Origin of the sequence: Pontibacterium sp. (assembly GCF_964228735.1) — a bacterium.
In the GTDB taxonomy this organism is placed as follows: Bacteria; Pseudomonadota; Gammaproteobacteria; order Pseudomonadales; family Balneatricaceae; genus Pontibacterium.
The window spans coordinates 37,315-55,180 of sequence record NZ_CAXRBQ010000082.1 but is presented as its reverse complement, the minus strand read 5'-3'; the positions used below and the strand labels follow the sequence as shown (position 1 = coordinate 55,180).

Sequence of the window (17,866 nt, the reverse complement as noted above, 5' to 3'; positions counted from 1 at the left end):
AGACCTGTGTACGGATAATAAACCCGTCTTAAGTGCTGAATGTATAAATCCGGCCAGTGGATTTGGCTCAAAACACCGTTTATTAGACGCAACCTTATTTTCTTCGGGGTTTGTCCCGGCTGAATTTCGGTTATTTGTGGCCATCCAGTCCGGGATTATCCGGATTGTCATTGCTGTTGAAGTTTCTGCAGGTGTATTCTGATGACTCGGGTGTACGCCGCACAAAAATAAAAATCAGCGTCCGGTACCGGTTATGGATCTTGATACGAAATGCATACCTCTGGGTCACATCCAGACCTACTTTAATCTGAAAAAGTCGATTGAAGTCGATGCCGACTGGCTAACGAAGCGGACGGGAATCACTCCGGATAATCCGGATGATCTGATGTCTGCCATCACAGGGCTGGATCCTAAATCTATGCTTCAGAAAGCGGGGATCGATCCCGGTGATGAAGATGGGGTCGGTATGTTTGTGTCTGCCCGTCAGGTTCTGAAGCTGGTAGATCAGGTGGTGAGTGCGCTTGATATGCCCTATGTTGGATTGGCTATCGGAAACCTGATGACAGTGTCGCATCACGGAATGGCTGGCCTGGCAGCGGTGACTCAGCCAACGCTATGGGATTGCGGGCAGGCAGTGGTCCGGTTTTGCCGCGAACTGTTCCCGCCGCTTGAAATGAGTGTAACGCTGGATGGTGATACGGGCTGGTTCTGTATTGACGAAAATATTCCTCTGGCGCCCTATACACACTTCTTCGTTGAGCTGAATCTGGTCAGTTTTTATAATATTTTCCGCGATCTGGTGGCTAACGATCCTCATCTGATGCCCACGAAAGTTGAGCTGGCGTACGCAGAGCCCGAGTGGGGACATATCTATCGCCGATATTTTAAATGCCCGGTCGAGTTTGGTTGTCCGCAATCGAGAATTATCGGTAAATCCATGCTGGCAGAGCATGAACTTCCCCTGGCCAATCGCCTGATGGCCATGACGGCTGAAAAGTCGTTGTTTGAAAATATTCCGACGAAAGCAATGAAGTATCTGCCGCTCAGATTGCGACGGTTGCTGATTCGTTATTACGGCGCATTTCCTTCTCTCGAAGGTGCTGCCAGCGAGCTGGGAATGAGCGGACGTACTATGCGCCGTAAACTGAAAGACGATGGCACGTCATACCAGCAGGAACTGGATTTTGTGCGCCAGAAGTTCGCACGGGAGTATTTTGCACGCGGAGGGGATTCCATTACAGAGCTTGCTCACCTGTTGGGATTTGCTGATTCGTCGGCCTTTGCGAAAGCGTTTCGTCGTTGGACATCAATGTCCCCGAAAGAATATATGGCGTCTATTCAGGCCAGAACCTGAGAGCGCCGTTAAAAGAATTTCAGGCCTGGCCACATTCAACCGATCACTGTCCCGGAAGGGCAAGCGCCACGTTAACCTGCAGCGTTATGTTAATTAACAGGTTCGGAATCATCCGTCCGTTAATAAAAATAATGATTAAAGGTTATCACTTATGTCTGACTTCAAACTGAAGGCCAGTGCACTTGCTCTGAGCGCAGCGCTGATGGCTCCTGTGGCAGCACAGGCGGCTGTTGAAGGTCCATCCGGTATGGATTTCTACGATGTCCCATCCATTAACACAACGCAGAACGGCGACCTGATCTGGTACCGCAACGCGACAGTTAATCTGGGTGCGGGTGCTGCACTGGCTAAAGCGTACAACGTTATGTACCGCTCCACTGACTCCCTGGGTGCTCAGAACGCTGTTACCGGTACGGTTCTGCTGCCTAGCACTGACTGGACAGGTGCTGGCGATCGCCCGACTCTGAGCTATGCCGTGGGTACTCATGGTCTGGATCAGAGCTGTGCGCCATCTATGCAGCTGCAGGCGGGTACGGATTATGAAATCCGCAACATCCGCGCGGCACTCGAAAAAGGTTACGCGGTACTGGTCACTGACTATCAGGGTTACACCACGGGTGCGACACCTACCTATCTGGCAGGTGAGTCTCAGGCACACGCTGCACTGGATATTTTCCGCGCTGCGTCTCAGATCCCACACGCTGGCATCGACCTGAATGCGCCTTCTGCTGTCTGGGGCTTCTCTCAGGGCGGTCAGACGGCAGCCTGGGTTGGTCAGATTGCCGACGAATATGCGCCGCACCTTGATCTGGTTGGTGTCGCTTCTGGTGGAACGCCTGCAGACTTCCCGGTTGTGGCTGATTACCTGAACGGCAGCACCGGTGCTTCCTTCCTGCTGGGCGGTATTATCGGTCTGGCTGAGCAGTATCCTGCAGACATCCCGGTAGATCAGCTGGCCAGCGCCAACGGTAAAGCCGCGATCGCTGACTACAAGACCAAGTGTACTTTTGAGTTCCTGTTCGACTACATGAACGAGTCTCTCAGCTCTTACACTGTGGGTAATAAAGATCTGGATGAGCTGCTGCAGATCCCATCTATAGGTCAGCGTATCAATGAACAGAATCTGGGCGGTGAAGGTGCAGACGTGCCTGTGCTGTTGTACCACGGTACTGCGGATGAGTTCATTCCGATTGAGCAGAGCGTCGAGCTGAAGAAAGACTACTGCCGTCGCTTCGACAAAGTGACCTACGATGTATACCCAAGTGAGCACATCGTAACTCTGTTCCAGGCGGCACCTACAGTTCTGACCTGGCTGGATGAGCGTTTTGCTGGACAGGACCCACGTAACAGCTGTTACAGCCTGTCTGCAAACCCTGTGTCTAACGCGAATCCTGGTGGCGGTGACTTTATCGTGACTCTGGATGAGTGGAACCTGGATGCAGAACTGCACCTGGCAACACTGGATCAGACGGTTGAACTGCCGGAAGATACAACGATTACTGCCGATGCAAACATCACTGATGAGAGCTTGGTTGGTGATCTGTACGTTCCGGACTTCTACGCCAAGCTGAAAATTCTGATCAACCTCACTGTCGGTCTGTCAGTTGAGCCAGTAGGTCAGATTGAAGCGACTACTCAGCTGAGCCGTGACGGCATTCTCGCCATCAACGGTTCTACTCAGGCGAACGTACTGATCAACACCGCTGGTTTCAGCTGGCTGCCGATCCCGTTCAACTGTAAAACCATTGAACCTGCAACCTTTGACCTGAACTATCAGGGTCCTATCTCTGATTTCGGTGCCGGTGGCATCGTGTTTGAAGGTGTGACTGAGTTCTCTGAGCTTGAGTGTGGCTGGATGACCGCACTGTTTAACAGCCTTGTGGCTGGCCCTGGTCAGCAGTACAGCTTCCGCGTTGTACCGCCAGCACCAGAGCGCCTGTAAACAGTCGCTGCCAGTGGCCGGGGGATTCCCCGGCCATTTTTCCGTCACAATCACAACCCAGAGGTGGTCTATGTTTAAGCCTTTAACACTCGGTCTCTCGGTAGCTGTCGTTGCAGCGATCACAGGTGGTTATCTGTTTACGCAATCAGATGATCTGGTGAAGGTTGCAGGGCAGGGTGTCACAGACAACAGCGTGGCAATAGCAACGGAAAGCTACAGCGCAGAACAACTGTCTGTTATGAGTCCTGATACTTTGATTGACATGCAGAAAGATGCGCTCGCTGCAGCCAGGGAAGATTCGTCGCGGGAAACTGATCTCACTTCGGTGAATGGTCGTCCTGAATTTGTCTCTCCGGCAGAGTGGCTGATTCTTAACTCAGTCTCTGCTCAGAATGAAAACCCTGATACTGAATTACTCCGTCTGGTCAATCTGATCCGGTTTAATAAACGCCTGGAGTTGTGGCAGAAAGAAACTGACCCCCAGCAGCGTGAAGCCCTGGCAGACGCAGTTCTCAGTCTGATTCCCGCGCGTGTTGTGAATCAGGATATGTCGAAAGAAAAAGCACAGTCACTCCAGTACCGGGTACTGTCCTCCGTATTAAATGACCCGGCCGAGCTGAGAAAGCGGGCGGGTGAAGAAGCCGCCCGGATTGGCGTTCAGTTCGGTTTTGATCAGGCATCTTCCTGAAGTTCCCTTTTAAGGCGTGGGTCCGGCGGCCCCGCCTCTTTTTTATCCACGTCTGAATAATCCGGTTCTGTCATGCATTCGAACTGCGAATTCTCTATAATCGGCGCAGTTTGATTTTATCTGAGACTTATCATGACTGTCCGTACCCGCGTAGCGCCTTCGCCGACCGGCGATCCTCATGTAGGCACCGCCTATATTGCCTTATTCAATCTGGCTTTTGCCCGCCAGCATGGTGGTCAATTCCTCCTGCGTATTGAAGATACTGACCAGGTACGAAGCACCCCTGAATCAGAACAGGCAATTCTCGATAGCCTGCGTTGGCTGGGTGTCGAGTGGGATGAAGGCCCTGACGTCGGTGGTCAGCATGGGCCTTATCGCCAGAGTGAGCGTCGTGCGATCTACGAGGAGCATGTGCAGCAACTTCTGGATAAGGGGTTTGCGTTTAAGTGCTACCGCACAGCAGAAGAACTCGATGCACTGCGCCTGCAGAAACAGGAAAGCGGACATCAGACGGCGCTTAAGGTCTCTGATCTCGAGCTGCCAGCAGATGAGGTTGCCAGCCGCGAAGCTGCTGGTGCTCCTTATGTTGTCCGGATGAAGGTGCCAGAAGAGGGGACCTGTGTTGTCCAGGACATGCTACGTGGCGATATCGAGCTGGACTGGTCTCAGGTCGATGCGCAGATTCTTCTGAAGTCTGATGGTATGCCAACGTATCATCTGGCGAACGTGGTTGATGATCACCTGATGGAGATTACCCACGTCATCCGCGGTGAAGAGTGGATCAGCTCTGCGCCTAAGCATAAGTTGCTGTATGAATACTTTGGTTGGGAAATGCCGAAGCTCTGTCATATGCCGCTTCTGCGTAATCCTGACAAGAGTAAGCTCAGTAAGCGTAAGAACCCGACCTCGATCATGTTCTATGAGCGCATGGGCTTTATGCCAGAAGCGCTGCTGAACTATCTCGGGCGCATGGGGTGGTCCATGCCGGACGAGCGCGAGAAATTCTCCCGCAACGAGATGTTTGAGCATTTCGATATTCAGCGCGTATCACTTGGTGGCCCGGTGTTTGATGTTGAGAAGCTACGCTGGCTGAACAGTCTGTGGTTGCGTGAACTTTCGCCGGAAGCGTTTGCTGAGAAGTTTGCGGCCTGGGGACTTCGCCCTGAGCGGACACTGCCCGTGATTCCTCATATTCAGCCCCGTGTTGAAGTCTTCTCTGATGTTGCACCTCTGGCCGGGCATTTTCTCGCTGGGATGACTCCGCTGACAGTGGATGATTTTGCTCATAAGACATTGGATCAGGATAAAACAGTCGAGATCCTGCAGTATGGGCTGTGGCAGCTTGAATCTGTCCGTCACTGGTCAAAAGAAAGTATCGAAGAGGCTCTGTTCGGGCTGGCGCGTCAGATGGACGTGAAGATCCGTGACTTCCTGTCCCCATTCTTCATGGCCATTGCTGGTACCACATCGACGATTTCTGTACTGGATACCATGGCGCTGCTGGGGCCTGATATGAGCCGTTCCCGTGTTCGTCATGCGGTTGAGGTTCTTGGTGCGCCAGGCAAAAAGAAACTGAAGAAAATGGAAAAAGACTATCAGTCCATGGTGGCTGCTATCGCTGCGGCAGTAGCGGATCAGTGATCGGGTGGCAGACGGGTGGGGGATTCCCATCCGTCTGTAAGTTATTGTTTATCTGAATTATTTCCTATCTTGATGTTGACACCCATAGGGTGCGTGAGTAAGATACGCGCACGTTTTGAGACGGGGCCTTAGCTCAGCTGGGAGAGCGCAACACTGGCAGTGTTGAGGTCAGCGGTTCGATCCCGCTAGGCTCCACCAATCCTTCCTATCTACTCCTATTCTCCTTTGTTTATATCCTATATCAAGACTGTTAAGTGTCTTTGGATGTATCCTGTTATCTCTTTCTGAACTTAATTTTGTCTACTTGAGTCGTGCGTGGTCAGTATGAGTCTTTCCGCAGAATCTGACGGTAAATTGCCAGAACTAAATGCGCGTATTCGTTTGCAGTTGGGTGAAGATATCGCTCTTGGGCCGGGTAAGGTCGAGTTGTTAGAGCTGATTGAGGAGACCGGTTCGATCTCCGCCGCCGCACGCAGAATGGGTATGAGCTACCGACGTGCGTGGTTGTTGGTGGAAACGATGAACCGCTGTTTTGCTTCCCCATTGGTAGAGACCGCGCAGGGCGGCAAAGGCGGTGGTGGCGCGGGTGTTTCTGAGATGGGGCAGCAGGTATTGTCCCTGTACCACCAGTTGGAGGAAAAACTGCAAGTGTCCGAGGAGATGCAGCAAATCAGTCAGTTTGTTGCTCAGGATATTCACTTAGACTGAAAACTGTTCTCGTCTAGGGGGTGGTATGGCTAACGCTATATTCATCTGGATATAGCGATAAAGTGTACGTATAGTGGTCAATATTGAATCAACATAGAGGTGCTGTGTGTTACGGGCAGTAATTATCATCTTGGCGCTTTCGGGTTTGCTGAATGCAACTTCGGTATTTGCTGGACGTGTGACGGTGGCGGTTGCGGCGAACTTTACCGGCGTGGCTCGCGAGTTGGTGCCTCTGTTCGAGCAACAAACGGGGCATCGGGTAAAACTGAGTTACGGCTCTACCGGTAAGCTCTATGCGCAGATTCAGCATGGAGCACCCTACGAGGTTTTTCTTTCGGCAGATGTGGCGCGCCCGCAGCGTGCAATAAAGGAAGGGTTGGCCGTGAAGGGCACTGATTTCACCTATGCCAAGGGCAAGCTGGTGCTCTGGAGTGCAGATCCTGACCTGTTTGATCAGAGAACCGGGCCGGAATTTCTGGCTGCTGGATCATTTGCGCGTTTAGCTATCGCCAATCCTAAAACCGCACCCTATGGTCAGGCCGCACTTCAATACTTGCAAGCGCAGGGGTTGTGGCAACCGATAAAGAAAAAGGTCGTGCGCGGAGATTCCATTGCTCAGACCTTCCAGTTTGTTGCGACCGGCAATGCCCAGCTCGGTTTTGTTGCCTTGGCCCAGATTAAAAGCTGGCAAAGTGGTACAGGAAGTCTTTGGGAGCCGTCTGAGCAGCAGATTGCGTCAATAGAGCAGCAGGCGGTGTTGCTCACGCGTGGAAAGGAAAATCCTGCTGCGCACGCATTTGTGTCGTTTTTGAAATCAGATAAAGCTCGTGCTGTGATTCAGAGTGCGGGTTACGGTGTCTTTGAAAGAATCGCTAAGGAGTAGGTGTTGGAATTTGACTGGCAGCCGGTTTGGCTCACGTTAAAGCTGGCAGGGATTACCACATTTACCTTGATGTTTGTGGGTACGCCGATTGCCTGGTGGCTGGCCCGCACTACACATTGGCTTAAACAACCGGTTGCTGCGGTAGTTGCGCTGCCTTTGGTGCTGCCACCAACGGTACTTGGATTCTATCTCCTGTTGCTGCTGGGTCCCCAGGGTATGGTAGGTGAGATTACCCAAGCGCTTGGATTGGGCACGTTGCCGTTTACCTTCGCCGGTCTGGTGGTGGCCTCGGTGTTTTATTCCCTGCCGTTTGTTGTTCAGCCGCTACAGAATGCGTTTGAAGCGCAGGGTGTTCGTATGCTGGAGGTCGCTGCTACATTGCGTGCCTCCCCTTGGGATCGATTCTTGACGGTTGCGGTGCCTCTGGCGCGGCCGGGCTTTATGACCGCCGCGGTGTTGGCGTTTGCGCATACGGTGGGTGAGTTTGGTGTTGTACTGATGATTGGCGGCAATATCCCGGGGGAAACCAAGGTACTATCGGTTGCAATCTACGATCATGTGGAAACACTTGAGTATGACCAGGCGCACCTGCTGGCAGGTGGTATGTTGCTGTTCTCTTTTGCAGTTCTACTGGTGTTGTACATGGTCAACGGTCGCCTGAACAGGAGTGTGCGCTGATGCAGGGATCCGTGGGAGGGGCGCAAACCATCGAGGCCAAATTCAAGGCGATCCTGGGTGGATTTACATTGGACGTGGACCTGTCACTCCCAGCAAAAGGTGTTACGGCGCTATTTGGGCATTCCGGATCGGGTAAGACAACTCTGTTGCGCTGTATTGCCGGTCTGCACAAGGCGGAGGGCGATCTCAATGTGGGTGGCGAGTGTTGGCAGCACGCCGGGTATTTTCAGCCTGTGCACCAGCGCCCACTGGCCTACGTGTTTCAGGAGGCCAGTCTTTTCCCCCATCTCAGTGTAAAACGAAATCTGGAATACGGTTATAAGCGCATCCCGCCAGAGGTACGCCAGATCAGTTTTGATGAGGCGGTTCAATGGTTGGGGCTTGAGATGATGCTGGATCGAATGCCTGACAAACTGTCCGGCGGAGAGCGACAGCGTGTGGCTATTGCTCGTGCATTGCTGACCAGTCCTCGGGTACTCTTGATGGATGAACCGCTGTCCGCGCTTGATCATCGTAGCAAGCAGGAGATTCTCCCCTATCTTGAGCGGCTGCATGAGATGTTGTCGATCCCTATCCTGTACGTAACCCATTCACCGGATGAAGTAGCACGGTTGGCGGATCATCTGGTGGTGCTTGAGCAGGGTAGGGTTGTAGCATCCGGATCGTTGAGTGATACCTTATCGCGTATTGATCTTCCGGTGTTTGTGGGTGAAGAGGCAGGTGTGGTGATTCGGGCGCGTATCGCAGAGCGTGATACGCGTTGGCATCTGAGTCGTGCGGAGTTTGACGGTGGCAGTTTATGGTTGCCGGAAGAGGGGTTGGAGATTGGCAGTCGCTTGCGTCTTCGAGTGCTTGCACGTGACGTGAGCATAGCACTGGATAAGCACGAAGATCAGAGTATGTTGAACCTTATACCGGCAATGGTGACTGAGCTGGCTGAGCGAGGTCGCCCAGGTGTTGTGATGGTAAGGCTTACTGCAGGTGAGACAAAGGTTCTTGCCCGGCTTACGGCGCGTTCTGTGGATAAGCTGCAACTGGTGGTGGGGAAGCAGGTATGGGTACAGGTTAAATCTGTCGCTGTCCTCGAATAATTCGCAGAACGATGTCAAAAATATGAAAAAAGTGTTGACGTAAAATCTGCCTGGGGTATTATACGCCCCGTCTTCGGGAGACGAGCTGGCAACTAGCTCGGATTTGAATAACTTGCTGATTTATAAGTAAGTTATTTGAAAGCTGAAGCATCAAAGCTCGAAAGAGTCCTATGCGTCCCATTCGTCTAGTGGCCTAGGACACCGCCCTTTCACGGCGGTAACAGGGGTTCGAACCCCCTATGGGACGCCATTTCTTCTGCTCTTGTTCAGGGCGAAATTACCTTCAAAATATTTATCTTAGCGTGTGAATAACTCTGTCTTAGAGTGATTTTTTGCGTATGAGCACTGTTTATCCACAGAGTTTTTCTGGTCTGGATTAGCCCGGCTTTGTCTGATGTTGTACAGAATGAAAAGTGCAGGAGAGCGTGTGCTGGGCGACGGGTGGGGTGTGTCGCCCGGGCCGTGTTCTGGCGGTGTGTTAGCTGTCGTTTTTCTTGAGGAGAAGGGAATAGGTTTTATCCTTTTTCTCCTGACGGAACAGTTTTACCAACTGGAAATCCAGTGCAGGAGCAAACCAGATTAGTGTCTGGCTATCCTTGTTGTCTTTGTAAACCCGCTCAACTCGAATCGATTTGAAATTGCCTGCCGGAGTTTCAATGGTCTCTTCACCGGCCACGGCAAAACTATAGGTTTTGAGTCGGCCGCCATCGGCAACTGCGTAGGTAAACTCTTTTTTACCTGCAGCTACATCAGCCTGCAGTTGCAGTTGGTAGCTCAGCTTATCCAGTACGCCTGGTTGAATCTCCATTTTCCAGGGTTTGTTTTCTACATCGTTGGTCACGGTCTGGTTTTGCCAGTCAAAGCTCAGGTTAGCCTTGCGAGTTTTGCCGAGAACCTTGCGATTGTAGGTGTACTGGTGAGGTGTGATCTGGTTTTGATCAACAGAGAACAGACTGGACTCTTTAATGCTGGCGAAAAATGCCGATGCCTGCGACTGCAGCAGCCATTGCTGCTGTTCGTTTTGACTGAGGCTGCGCGTGCTTTCGCCTTTCAGTGAGACAGAGCCTTCCGAAACCACAGTGTAGGTGGCCTGGAAGGCTTTGATTGCACCTGAGTCTGCAGCGTAGGTTGCAGGGCTAAAGATGATCGCAGTTGCCAGTGTGGCTGTGCACAGGTGGGTGATCGTCTTTCTCATGGTGTAATCCTTATCTCTATGATGCCATTACGGCTGGAACTGAATGCCTTCAGCAGGGGCTGGCTGGCCGTCGAAGATTACGCCTTCCGGAGTCCAACTTACACGCTCTGCGCAGAACCATTCTACCGCCAGAGGGTAGATCTGGTGTTCGCGCACGTGCACCTTTTGCTGCAGGCTGTCACTTGTATCATCCAGTTCGATGCTTACTCGTCCCTGAACAAGTGATGGGCCGCCGTCCAGTTCTTCGGTTACGAAGTGGACCGTGCAGCCGTGTTCCTGATCACCCGCATCCAGCGCACGCTGATGGGTGTTCAGGCCTTTGTATTTCGGTAGAAGGGAAGGGTGGATGTTGAGCATCCGACCTTCGTAGTGGCGTACAAATTCCGGTGTCAGGATGCGCATGAAGCCCGCCAGTACAACCAGATCCGCATTGTAGCTGTCGATCAGCTCCATCATCGCTGCATCAAAGCTCTCGCGGGAATCAAAGGCTTTGTGGTCCAGTACTTCAGTTGGGATGTTGGCATTAGCTGCGCGCTCAAGGCCGAATACACCGGCCTTGTTGCTCAGAACTGCTGCCACTTCACCATCGATGCGACCGCTCTGGGTCGCGTCGATGATTGCCTGAAGGTTGGAGCCGCTGCCGGAGATCAGGACAACGATCCGCTTTGGCATGAATTACGCCTCCGTGCCGCGCAGTTCTACCTGCTCTTCGCCGTCAGCTGCGTTTTCGATAGAACCGATTACCCAAGCGTCTTCGCCCGCGGCTTTCAACACGTTCAGGGCGTTGTCCGCTTCTTCTGCAGGAACACAGATCACCATGCCCACGCCACAGTTGAAAGTGCGGTACATTTCGGTGGTTTCAACGTTGCCCTGTGCCTGCAGCCACTGGAACACGGCTGGCAGTTCCCAGGAGTTCAGATCGATAACTGCTTTAGCGCTTGCAGGCAGTACACGAGGGATGTTTTCCAGCAGACCGCCGCCAGTGATGTGAGACAGGGCGTTAACCTGGCTCTCTTTGATCAGCTTCAGCAGGGATTTAACGTAGATACGGGTTGGCTCCATCAGGGCGTCAGCTAGAGGCTTACCGTCGATGGTTTCGTTCAGGTCAGCACCACGTACTTCGATGATCTTGCGGATCAGGGAGTAACCGTTGGAGTGAGGACCGGAAGATGCCAGACCGATCAGCGTATCGCCGACTTTAACCTTGGAGCCGTCGATGATCTCGTCTTCTTCTACAACACCGGTACAGAAACCAGCCAGGTCGTAATCTTCGCCTTCGTACATGCCTGGCATTTCAGCGGTTTCGCCGCCTACCAGTGCCGCACCTGCCAGTTCACAGCCTTTGCCGATACCGGTAACAACGTCTGCTGCAGTATCAACGTTCAGTGCGCCAGTTGCGTAGTAGTCCAGGAAGAACAGTGGCTCAGCACCCGCTACAACCAGATCGTTTACACACATTGCTACCAGGTCGATACCGATAGTGTCGTGTTTCTTAAGATCCATCGCCAGGCGAAGCTTGGTTCCTACGCCGTCAGTACCGGAAACCAGTACTGGCTTGTTGTAACCCTGTGGGATACGGCACAGTGCGCCAAAACCACCCAGACCGCCCATAACTTCAGGACGTGCAGTGCTTTTAGCCACACCCTTAATACGGTCAACCAGGGCGTTACCAGCGTCGATATCAACGCCAGCATCTTTATAGCTCAGAGAAGTGTTGTCAGAACCGGTAGACATGGAGTAGTAAACCTTTCACCTACGTGAGGACAATTGGAGATAAATTTTCGCGTGTATTCTATCAGCTTGATGGTAGCCGAGCCATGTTGTGATAAAGTTTAGGGCCGAAATTAGTCGATTCGCGTGATTTGAGCCGATTCATGGATAGTATTCGTGTCGTTTTCCTCTCCGTTCTGCTCCTGATCAGTCCGTTTGCCACGGCTGGTGTAGCGGAAGATCTTTACAGTAGCGAGCAGCTGGTTGCCCAGCAATACGGCGAACCATCCACCAAGCTGGTGCGTCAGGGGCTGCAGGATGTGCTGGTCAAGGTAGCCGGCAATCGCGATATTCTCTCGCAGCCGATCATTCTGGAAGGCACGCGCAATGCCAAACAGATGTTGCAGCAGTTTGGTTACCGGGCCGCGCAACGGGCAGTTGAAGCCAATGGTCAGGCTCAAATCGCCTATGTCCTGAAACTGGATTTTGACCAGGTCGCTGTGGATAACCTGCTGGCATCGGCGGGCGAAAAGCCACTGGGGGCGGTACGTCCTTCATTGGTGGTCTGGCTGGCCGCTCAGCAGCAGGGGCAGCGTGATTACCTGTCACCCGACGGTTACATTTACGACAAGGTCAGAGCGGCCGCTGCCAAGCGTGGTTTACCGCTGCGTCTGCCGCTGCTTGATCTGGCGGATCAGCGCACACTGCCGGTCAGTGATTTGTGGGGATTGTTTGAGTCCTCTATCTCGGACGCTTCTGCCCGCTACAAGGCGGATGCGATCCTGGCAGGACGTCTGATTCAGATATCATCCGGCAACTGGAGTTACCAGTGGTTGCTGATCAGCGGTGAAAACACGCAGCGTTTTTCCGGGTCCGGCGCCATCAATCGCGAGCTGCCCGAGGTGATCGATCAGACTGCCGATAAACTGTTTTCCGCATTGACCAGCAGCGGTTACAGCTATCGCCTGGAAGGTTTGGAAGTACGTATCAGTAACGTAAACACCCTGTCAGACTATATTGATATTGTTGATTACATGCGCTCATTGCCAGCGGTGACTTCGGTGCACACGGTGGCGATGCAGCAGAACACATTGCAGTTGTCGATTGAGCTGGACGGCAATCTGGAGCAGCTCGAGCAGCTCCTGAGCCTGCAGCCGCAGCTGGTGCCGGCAGAAACCACTGGCGAAGATCTGACCGGGTTGACCCTAAACTATCGCTGGCTGAGATAACAGATCATGCTGACCGGATCGCAACGCTGGTTTTTGCTTGTTGTAACACTGATACTGTGCGGCGGTGTTTATCTGTTGGCGCCTATCCTAACGCCGTTTCTGGCAGGTGCACTGCTGGCCTACCTGACCGATCCAATGGCCGATCGGCTTGAAGCATGGGGTTGCTCCCGTACCACCGCCGTTGTGATCGTCTTTGCATTTCTGACGGTCGTGATGACCATGATCTTTCTGTTGTTCCTGCCTAACCTCGGTCGCCAGATCCAGGTGTTGGTGCAGCAGATCCCTCAAGTCTTCCATCTGGTCGAAGCGCGTTTCCTGCCATGGTTACAGGTCAACATGGGCATTGATCCAAACGCCTTTGATCTGAACATGCTGAAGCAACTGATCCTGAAAGACTGGCAGAAGACCGGTGACATCATGGCGCAGATCGCAGCGGGTATTACCCGTTCCGGACTGGCACTTGCGGGCTGGGCGGCCAATATGGTGTTGATCCCGGTTGTGACCTTTTATCTGCTGCGCGACTGGGATGTGATGATGGATAAGATCCAGCGTCTGCTGCCGCGCAACGTCGAGCCCCGTGTTTCGCTTTGGGCAAGAGAGTGTGACGAGGTACTTGGTGCCTTTATGAAGGGCCAATTACTGGTGATGTTTGCCCTTGGGGTGGTATATGCAATAGGCCTATGGATCGTAGGGCTTGATCTCGCGCTGCTTATTGGTATGCTGGCGGGCCTTGCGAGTATCGTTCCCTATATGGGATTTATTATCGGTATCGCGGCAGCGCTGATAGCCGCCCTTATCCAGTTTAACGATCCGACCGTCCTCTTATGGGTGGCTCTGGTTTTTGGCATCGGACAGATGCTGGAAGGGATGTTGCTTACCCCGCTGCTGGTTGGTGATAAAATAGGTTTGCATCCGGTTGCGGTCATCTTTGCCATCATGGCAGGGGGCCAGTTATTTGGGTTTGTGGGCGTGTTGCTGGCATTGCCGGTAGCCGCAGTGATTATGGTGTTGCTACGCCACCTGCATGAAGGTTATAAAGGAAGCAGTCTTTATGCCCATGATGAGCCCGAGGATAGTTCGATCTCTTAAATGAACAGTCATATTCCGTTTCAGATTCCTCTCAGCGTTAGCCTGCGCGATGACACGCGCTTCGAGAACTTTGGCCCGCAGGGCAATGAGCTTGCGTGTGCGACGCTGAAAGCCGCCGCCGGTGGCGATGGGGAACAATTCCTCTACATCTGGGGCGATGAAGGGGTGGGCTGCACACACCTGTTGCAGGCGTGCTACTACCAGGCACAGGACATGAAGCGCAGCGCGGCGTACCTGCCGCTGGATGAACTGGAGCTAATGGGGCCGGCTGTTCTGGCAGGGATGGAACGCCTGGATCTGGTTTGTCTGGATAACGTGCAAAAGGTTATCGGTGATGCAAAGTGGGAAGAGGGGCTGTTCCACTTCTTTAACCGCATGCGTCAGGAGAATAACTGCCTGGTGATGGCGGCAAATGCCGCACCGCAGAAGCTGGGTGTTCAACTGCCCGATCTGCTGTCTCGTATGACCTGGGGTATTACCTCGCAGATCCATCCGCTCGCAGAAGAATATAAACGTGATGTATTTGTGCGACGCGCTGCATCCCGTGGCATTGATCTGGCAGAGGACGTAGTGAAGTACCTGTTCTCCCATACCAGCCACGATATGAAAGACCTGTATGACCTGCTGGATAAGTTGGATCAGGCATCACTCAGCGCCAAGCGTAAAGTGACCATTCCGTTCGTGAAAGAGGTGACAGGGATGTAATCCCTGTCCCACATACTATCTCTGTACCGCTTTTAGCGCTTCGCAAATCCTTTCCACGTTTTTCTCGTTGATACCCGCGACATTGATGCGTCCACCCGTACCGACGTAGAGCGAATAATTTTCACGCAGTGCTGATAACTGAGCCTCGTTCAGGCCAAGATAACTGAACATGCCGCGCTGGTGGTTGAGGAAGTTATAGTGCCACGCGGTGGTACCGTTAAGAGAATCAGACAACAGTTTGCGGCATTTGGAAATGCGGTGACGTGCTTTCTCCAGTTCCTTACGCCACATCTGCCCCAGTTCTTCGCTCTCGAGTATCGTACGTACCACCGATGCGCCGTGTCCCGGCGGCATGTAGTAATTGCCGCAGATTAGATTCAGAGCTTCGCTGCGCACATCGTCGCAGATCGCTTTCTCTTTGCACTTGATCAGCAGGGCGCCGGTGCGTTCAAAATAGATGCCAAAGGTCTTTGAAGCGGAGTAGGTGAGCATCCACTCTGCGTGGCTACGCTCGATCACGCGCAAGCCGAGCAGGTCGCTTTCAAGGCCGGTGCAAAGCCCATGATAGGCCAGGTCCAGCAGCGGGGTGACGCCCAGATCGGCCAGCAGTGCAGAGAGTTGCTCCCACTGCTCGATATTCAGGTCACAACCACAAGGGTTGTGACCGGCAACCTGGATCAGCACCACATCGCCGGGAGCAGCGTCTTTCAGATCGTCTATCATACCCTCGAAATCCAGGCCTCGGGTGCTTGGATCAAAGTAGCGGTAATATCCCAGGCGTAAACCGGCTGAGCTGAAGATGGGGCGGTGGGTTACCCAGGGTGGGTTGGAGAGCCATATAGTAGCCCCCGGATTGGCGTGTGCGATTAGATCACCTGCTACACGCAGTGCGCCGGTTCCACCCGGTGTTTGCAGTGTGCATAGGTTTTGGGCCATGTCCGGTTGGTTGCGCAAGGGATCGTGCAGTAGAAGGTCGGTGATTAAGGCATTAAAGCGCTGGTCCCCGGCAGGGCCCAGGTAAGCTTTACTGGCCTCCTCCTTGAGCAGGATCGCTTCTGCCTCTTTGACCGCTTTGAGGATAGGGGTGCGTCCTTTGTTGTCGCGATAGACACCGATGCCTAAGTCAATCTTCTCAGGATTGGGATCGGCGTGGTATTGCGCCAGCATCATCAGGATAGGATCGGTAGGGCCTACTTCAATCGCTTGCAGCATAACAAAACCTCCCTTATGACTCTCTGTCAGCTTAGACCATAGGGGGGCGTTGAAAAGTTCTGTGATTTTATACCGGTCGCGAAACCCAGCTGATCCTGTATTGAATACCGATCTCCTCAAACACGTTTAACCAGCGTTTCTGGGAGTTCTGTAGCTGATCACCTGGGCCTTTAACCTCGACCAACAGGTATTCATCCGTGTGGGGATGCCAGACGAACAGGTCGGGAAATCCGGAGCGGTAGGCCTGATGGTCGAAGCAGATGCATCGCAGGATCTGCAGCAACTGGTTGGCAGGAATTCTCTCGCACAGTGCTGCCAAGTGCTGCCGGTCAAACCGTTTCCAATTTATAAACGGATTGGCGAGCCCATCGCTCTTCGCAAACTGCCTTATCGCTTCATCATAAAGATCAAGGTTTGCTAGTGCGTTCAGGCGGGCATTGAACATTGCTTCGCGCCGTTTGGCAAAATCCGGGCTGTTAAAATCCAGTGGTGCCTGTTGGTACGGATGGCTGAAAGCCCCGGGCAGTGGTGTGAAAATTTGTTGCCAGAACAGCAGTCCAAACAGGGCGTTGAACAGTTCGTTTTCACACCAGATTCCCTCGTAACCGAGTGACTGATAGTGGGTGATGACCTGCTCTTCCACCCGGTCGCCGCCATCCGGCAGGCAGAGCTGCTCACTCTGAAAGCTGGTTTTAGTTGCAGATACCGGCGGTCCACCCAATTTACGTTTTATACGCGGCGTAAAGCTTTTACAAAATGCCTCCTCTTCCGCATTGAGTGGGTGTTTAGACAGGGATTCGCAGGCATGCAGCGCAGCTGAATATTGCTCTGCCTTAAACAGGGTTCGGACATACCGCTCTCGGTTAGGTGGCAGGGTGGCGCTTCGGTAGAGGGGAATTGCAGATTCGAGATCGCTGCTGCGTTCGAGCAACTGACCGGCGGCTTTGATCAGGCGGTTACGTTTGTGCTCCAGGCGCTGGCACTCTGACGCGGCAGACATCGTTGCCAGCATATCTTCGGAAGGTTGTTCGCCTTCCTCCAGACATTCGCTGATGCGTTGCAGGTGCAGGTACTGGTCCAGTTCTTCCGGGTTGTTGAAGGCGCGGGTGGCCCGATCCAAAGGGTAAGGTTCAAACCGCATCAGGCCCAGATCGGTCACCACAAACTGGGATAGGTCCTGGTAGAGGTTGCCGAAGTAGATCAAACGAAAGCGTTCGATGCTCTCACGTCCCAGTGGTTGGTACACCTGTTCGGGTAGTAGTGTTTGCCATTGTGTCGCGTCGGCAGGCTGGCCTTCGAGTCGTGAGTCGAGAATCTCAATCAGCTCAGATTTACGTCGCGAGCCTTTCTGTTGCAGTGCTGATTTCAGTTCTTGTGCCGTCATCAAGGCGCTCAGTTCGTGGGCACTGAGTGTCGGGTTTAATACCAGTAAATTCTGGCGGTCCAGTTCATTGGCAGCCTGCTCCAGATTGGGAATCTCAGGATAGTTGAGCTTGCTAGGGCGAAAGTACATCGCTCGGCGGCATATAAGGCGGATGTACAGCTGTTGTGCGGGTTGCGATAGTTGTTGATAACGCGTCAGGAGTTGATGATCCTCTTCGTGTAGCAGGTCCAGATGTAGCTGCTCGATCGTGTCGAGGAGTTGGTTAAAGTTATGCAGATAGTAGAGCGGATCAACCTCTACAGTCGCTGGATTTCCCACTGTGTTGTTTCCTGCCAGTTATTGGCGAAAGGTTACCTG

At 53.0% G+C, this 17,866-nt stretch carries 17 protein-coding genes and 2 tRNA genes; 14 read left to right on the top strand and 5 right to left on the bottom strand.

Translation table 11 applies throughout. From position 1 onward, the window contains the following. The 11 genes from ACEQ15_RS09070 to ACEQ15_RS09020 form a co-directional block, all read left to right on the top strand. Positions 1–202 (top strand): hypothetical protein (locus ACEQ15_RS09070; RefSeq protein WP_370278822.1); only part of this gene is annotated, 202 nt, incomplete at its 5' end. Positions 203–253: 51 nt separating this feature from the next. After that, a complete protein-coding gene (locus tag ACEQ15_RS09065; RefSeq protein WP_370278821.1) occupies positions 254–1,354 on the top strand; it encodes an AraC family transcriptional regulator in 1,101 nt (366 codons plus the stop codon). Between the two features lie 151 nt (positions 1,355–1,505). Then, positions 1,506–3,296: a lipase family protein gene (locus ACEQ15_RS09060; RefSeq protein WP_370278820.1), complete on the top strand. Its 1,791-nt coding sequence runs from the start codon at positions 1,506–1,508 to the stop codon at positions 3,294–3,296. A gap of 70 nt (positions 3,297–3,366) precedes the next feature. Further along, entirely contained in the window at positions 3,367–3,984 is a 618-nt protein-coding gene (locus ACEQ15_RS09055; protein ID WP_300425262.1) for a hypothetical protein, read from the top strand. Positions 3,985–4,116: 132 nt separating this feature from the next. After that, positions 4,117–5,625: a glutamate--tRNA ligase gene (gene gltX / locus ACEQ15_RS09050; protein WP_370278819.1), complete on the top strand. Its 1,509-nt coding sequence runs from the start codon at positions 4,117–4,119 to the stop codon at positions 5,623–5,625. A 122-nt stretch (positions 5,626–5,747) separates the two neighbouring features. After that, positions 5,748–5,823 (top strand) — tRNA-Ala (locus ACEQ15_RS09045). A gap of 126 nt (positions 5,824–5,949) precedes the next feature. Continuing rightward, the gene (locus ACEQ15_RS09040) at positions 5,950–6,333 is read left to right on the top strand and encodes a winged helix-turn-helix domain-containing protein (protein ID WP_370278818.1); all 384 of its coding nucleotides are present in this window, start codon (positions 5,950–5,952) and stop codon (positions 6,331–6,333) included. Positions 6,334–6,439: 106 nt separating this feature from the next. Then, positions 6,440–7,216 carry a molybdate ABC transporter substrate-binding protein gene (modA, locus tag ACEQ15_RS09035; RefSeq protein WP_370278816.1) on the top strand — a complete coding sequence of 259 codons (777 nt, stop codon included), beginning with the start codon at positions 6,440–6,442 and terminating at the stop codon, positions 7,214–7,216. Between the two features lie 3 nt (positions 7,217–7,219). After that, positions 7,220–7,894, top strand: a complete 675-nt coding sequence (gene modB / locus ACEQ15_RS09030; RefSeq protein WP_370278815.1) for a molybdate ABC transporter permease subunit — start codon at positions 7,220–7,222, stop codon at positions 7,892–7,894. Beyond that, positions 7,894–8,985 carry a molybdenum ABC transporter ATP-binding protein gene (modC, locus tag ACEQ15_RS09025; protein ID WP_370278813.1) on the top strand — a complete coding sequence of 364 codons (1,092 nt, stop codon included), beginning with the start codon at positions 7,894–7,896 and terminating at the stop codon, positions 8,983–8,985. The genes modB and modC overlap by 1 nt, the downstream gene beginning before the upstream one ends. A gap of 174 nt (positions 8,986–9,159) precedes the next feature. Continuing rightward, positions 9,160–9,235, top strand: a tRNA-Glu gene (locus ACEQ15_RS09020). A 228-nt stretch (positions 9,236–9,463) separates the two neighbouring features. Here the strand turns inward: ACEQ15_RS09020 and ACEQ15_RS09015 are convergent. Genes ACEQ15_RS09015 through purM form a run of 3 tightly spaced genes read right to left on the bottom strand, consistent with a single transcriptional unit; the run spans position 9,464 to position 11,914 of the window. After that, entirely contained in the window at positions 9,464–10,180 is a 717-nt protein-coding gene (locus tag ACEQ15_RS09015) for a DUF3108 domain-containing protein (RefSeq protein ID WP_370278812.1), read from the bottom strand. 27 nt (positions 10,181–10,207) lie between these two features. Continuing rightward, entirely contained in the window at positions 10,208–10,852 is a 645-nt protein-coding gene (purN, locus tag ACEQ15_RS09010; protein ID WP_370278811.1) for a phosphoribosylglycinamide formyltransferase, read from the bottom strand. Positions 10,853–10,855: 3 nt separating this feature from the next. Then, positions 10,856–11,914 carry a phosphoribosylformylglycinamidine cyclo-ligase gene (purM, locus tag ACEQ15_RS09005; RefSeq protein ID WP_370278810.1) on the bottom strand — a complete coding sequence of 353 codons (1,059 nt, stop codon included), beginning with the start codon at positions 11,912–11,914 and terminating at the stop codon, positions 10,856–10,858. A gap of 140 nt (positions 11,915–12,054) precedes the next feature. Between purM and ACEQ15_RS09000 the strand changes: the two genes are divergently transcribed. From ACEQ15_RS09000 to hda, 3 genes are read left to right on the top strand one after another with little or no spacing between them, the layout of a single operon-like run. Continuing rightward, the gene (locus ACEQ15_RS09000) at positions 12,055–13,119 is read left to right on the top strand and encodes a DUF2066 domain-containing protein (protein WP_370278809.1); all 1,065 of its coding nucleotides are present in this window, start codon (positions 12,055–12,057) and stop codon (positions 13,117–13,119) included. A gap of 6 nt (positions 13,120–13,125) precedes the next feature. Continuing rightward, positions 13,126–14,208 carry an AI-2E family transporter gene (locus ACEQ15_RS08995; RefSeq protein WP_370278808.1) on the top strand — a complete coding sequence of 361 codons (1,083 nt, stop codon included), beginning with the start codon at positions 13,126–13,128 and terminating at the stop codon, positions 14,206–14,208. After that, the gene (hda, locus tag ACEQ15_RS08990; RefSeq protein ID WP_370278807.1) at positions 14,209–14,913 is read left to right on the top strand and encodes a DnaA regulatory inactivator Hda; all 705 of its coding nucleotides are present in this window, start codon (positions 14,209–14,211) and stop codon (positions 14,911–14,913) included. Between the two features lie 15 nt (positions 14,914–14,928). Here hda and ACEQ15_RS08985 read toward each other — a convergent pair whose 3' ends face one another. After that, positions 14,929–16,125: an aromatic amino acid transaminase gene (locus ACEQ15_RS08985; RefSeq protein WP_370278805.1), complete on the bottom strand. Its 1,197-nt coding sequence runs from the start codon at positions 16,123–16,125 to the stop codon at positions 14,929–14,931. 67 nt (positions 16,126–16,192) lie between these two features. Further along, positions 16,193–17,827, bottom strand: coding sequence for a VRR-NUC domain-containing protein (locus ACEQ15_RS08980; RefSeq protein ID WP_370278804.1), 1,635 nt, complete (start codon positions 17,825–17,827; stop codon positions 16,193–16,195). Positions 17,828–17,866: the final 39 nt, after the last annotated feature.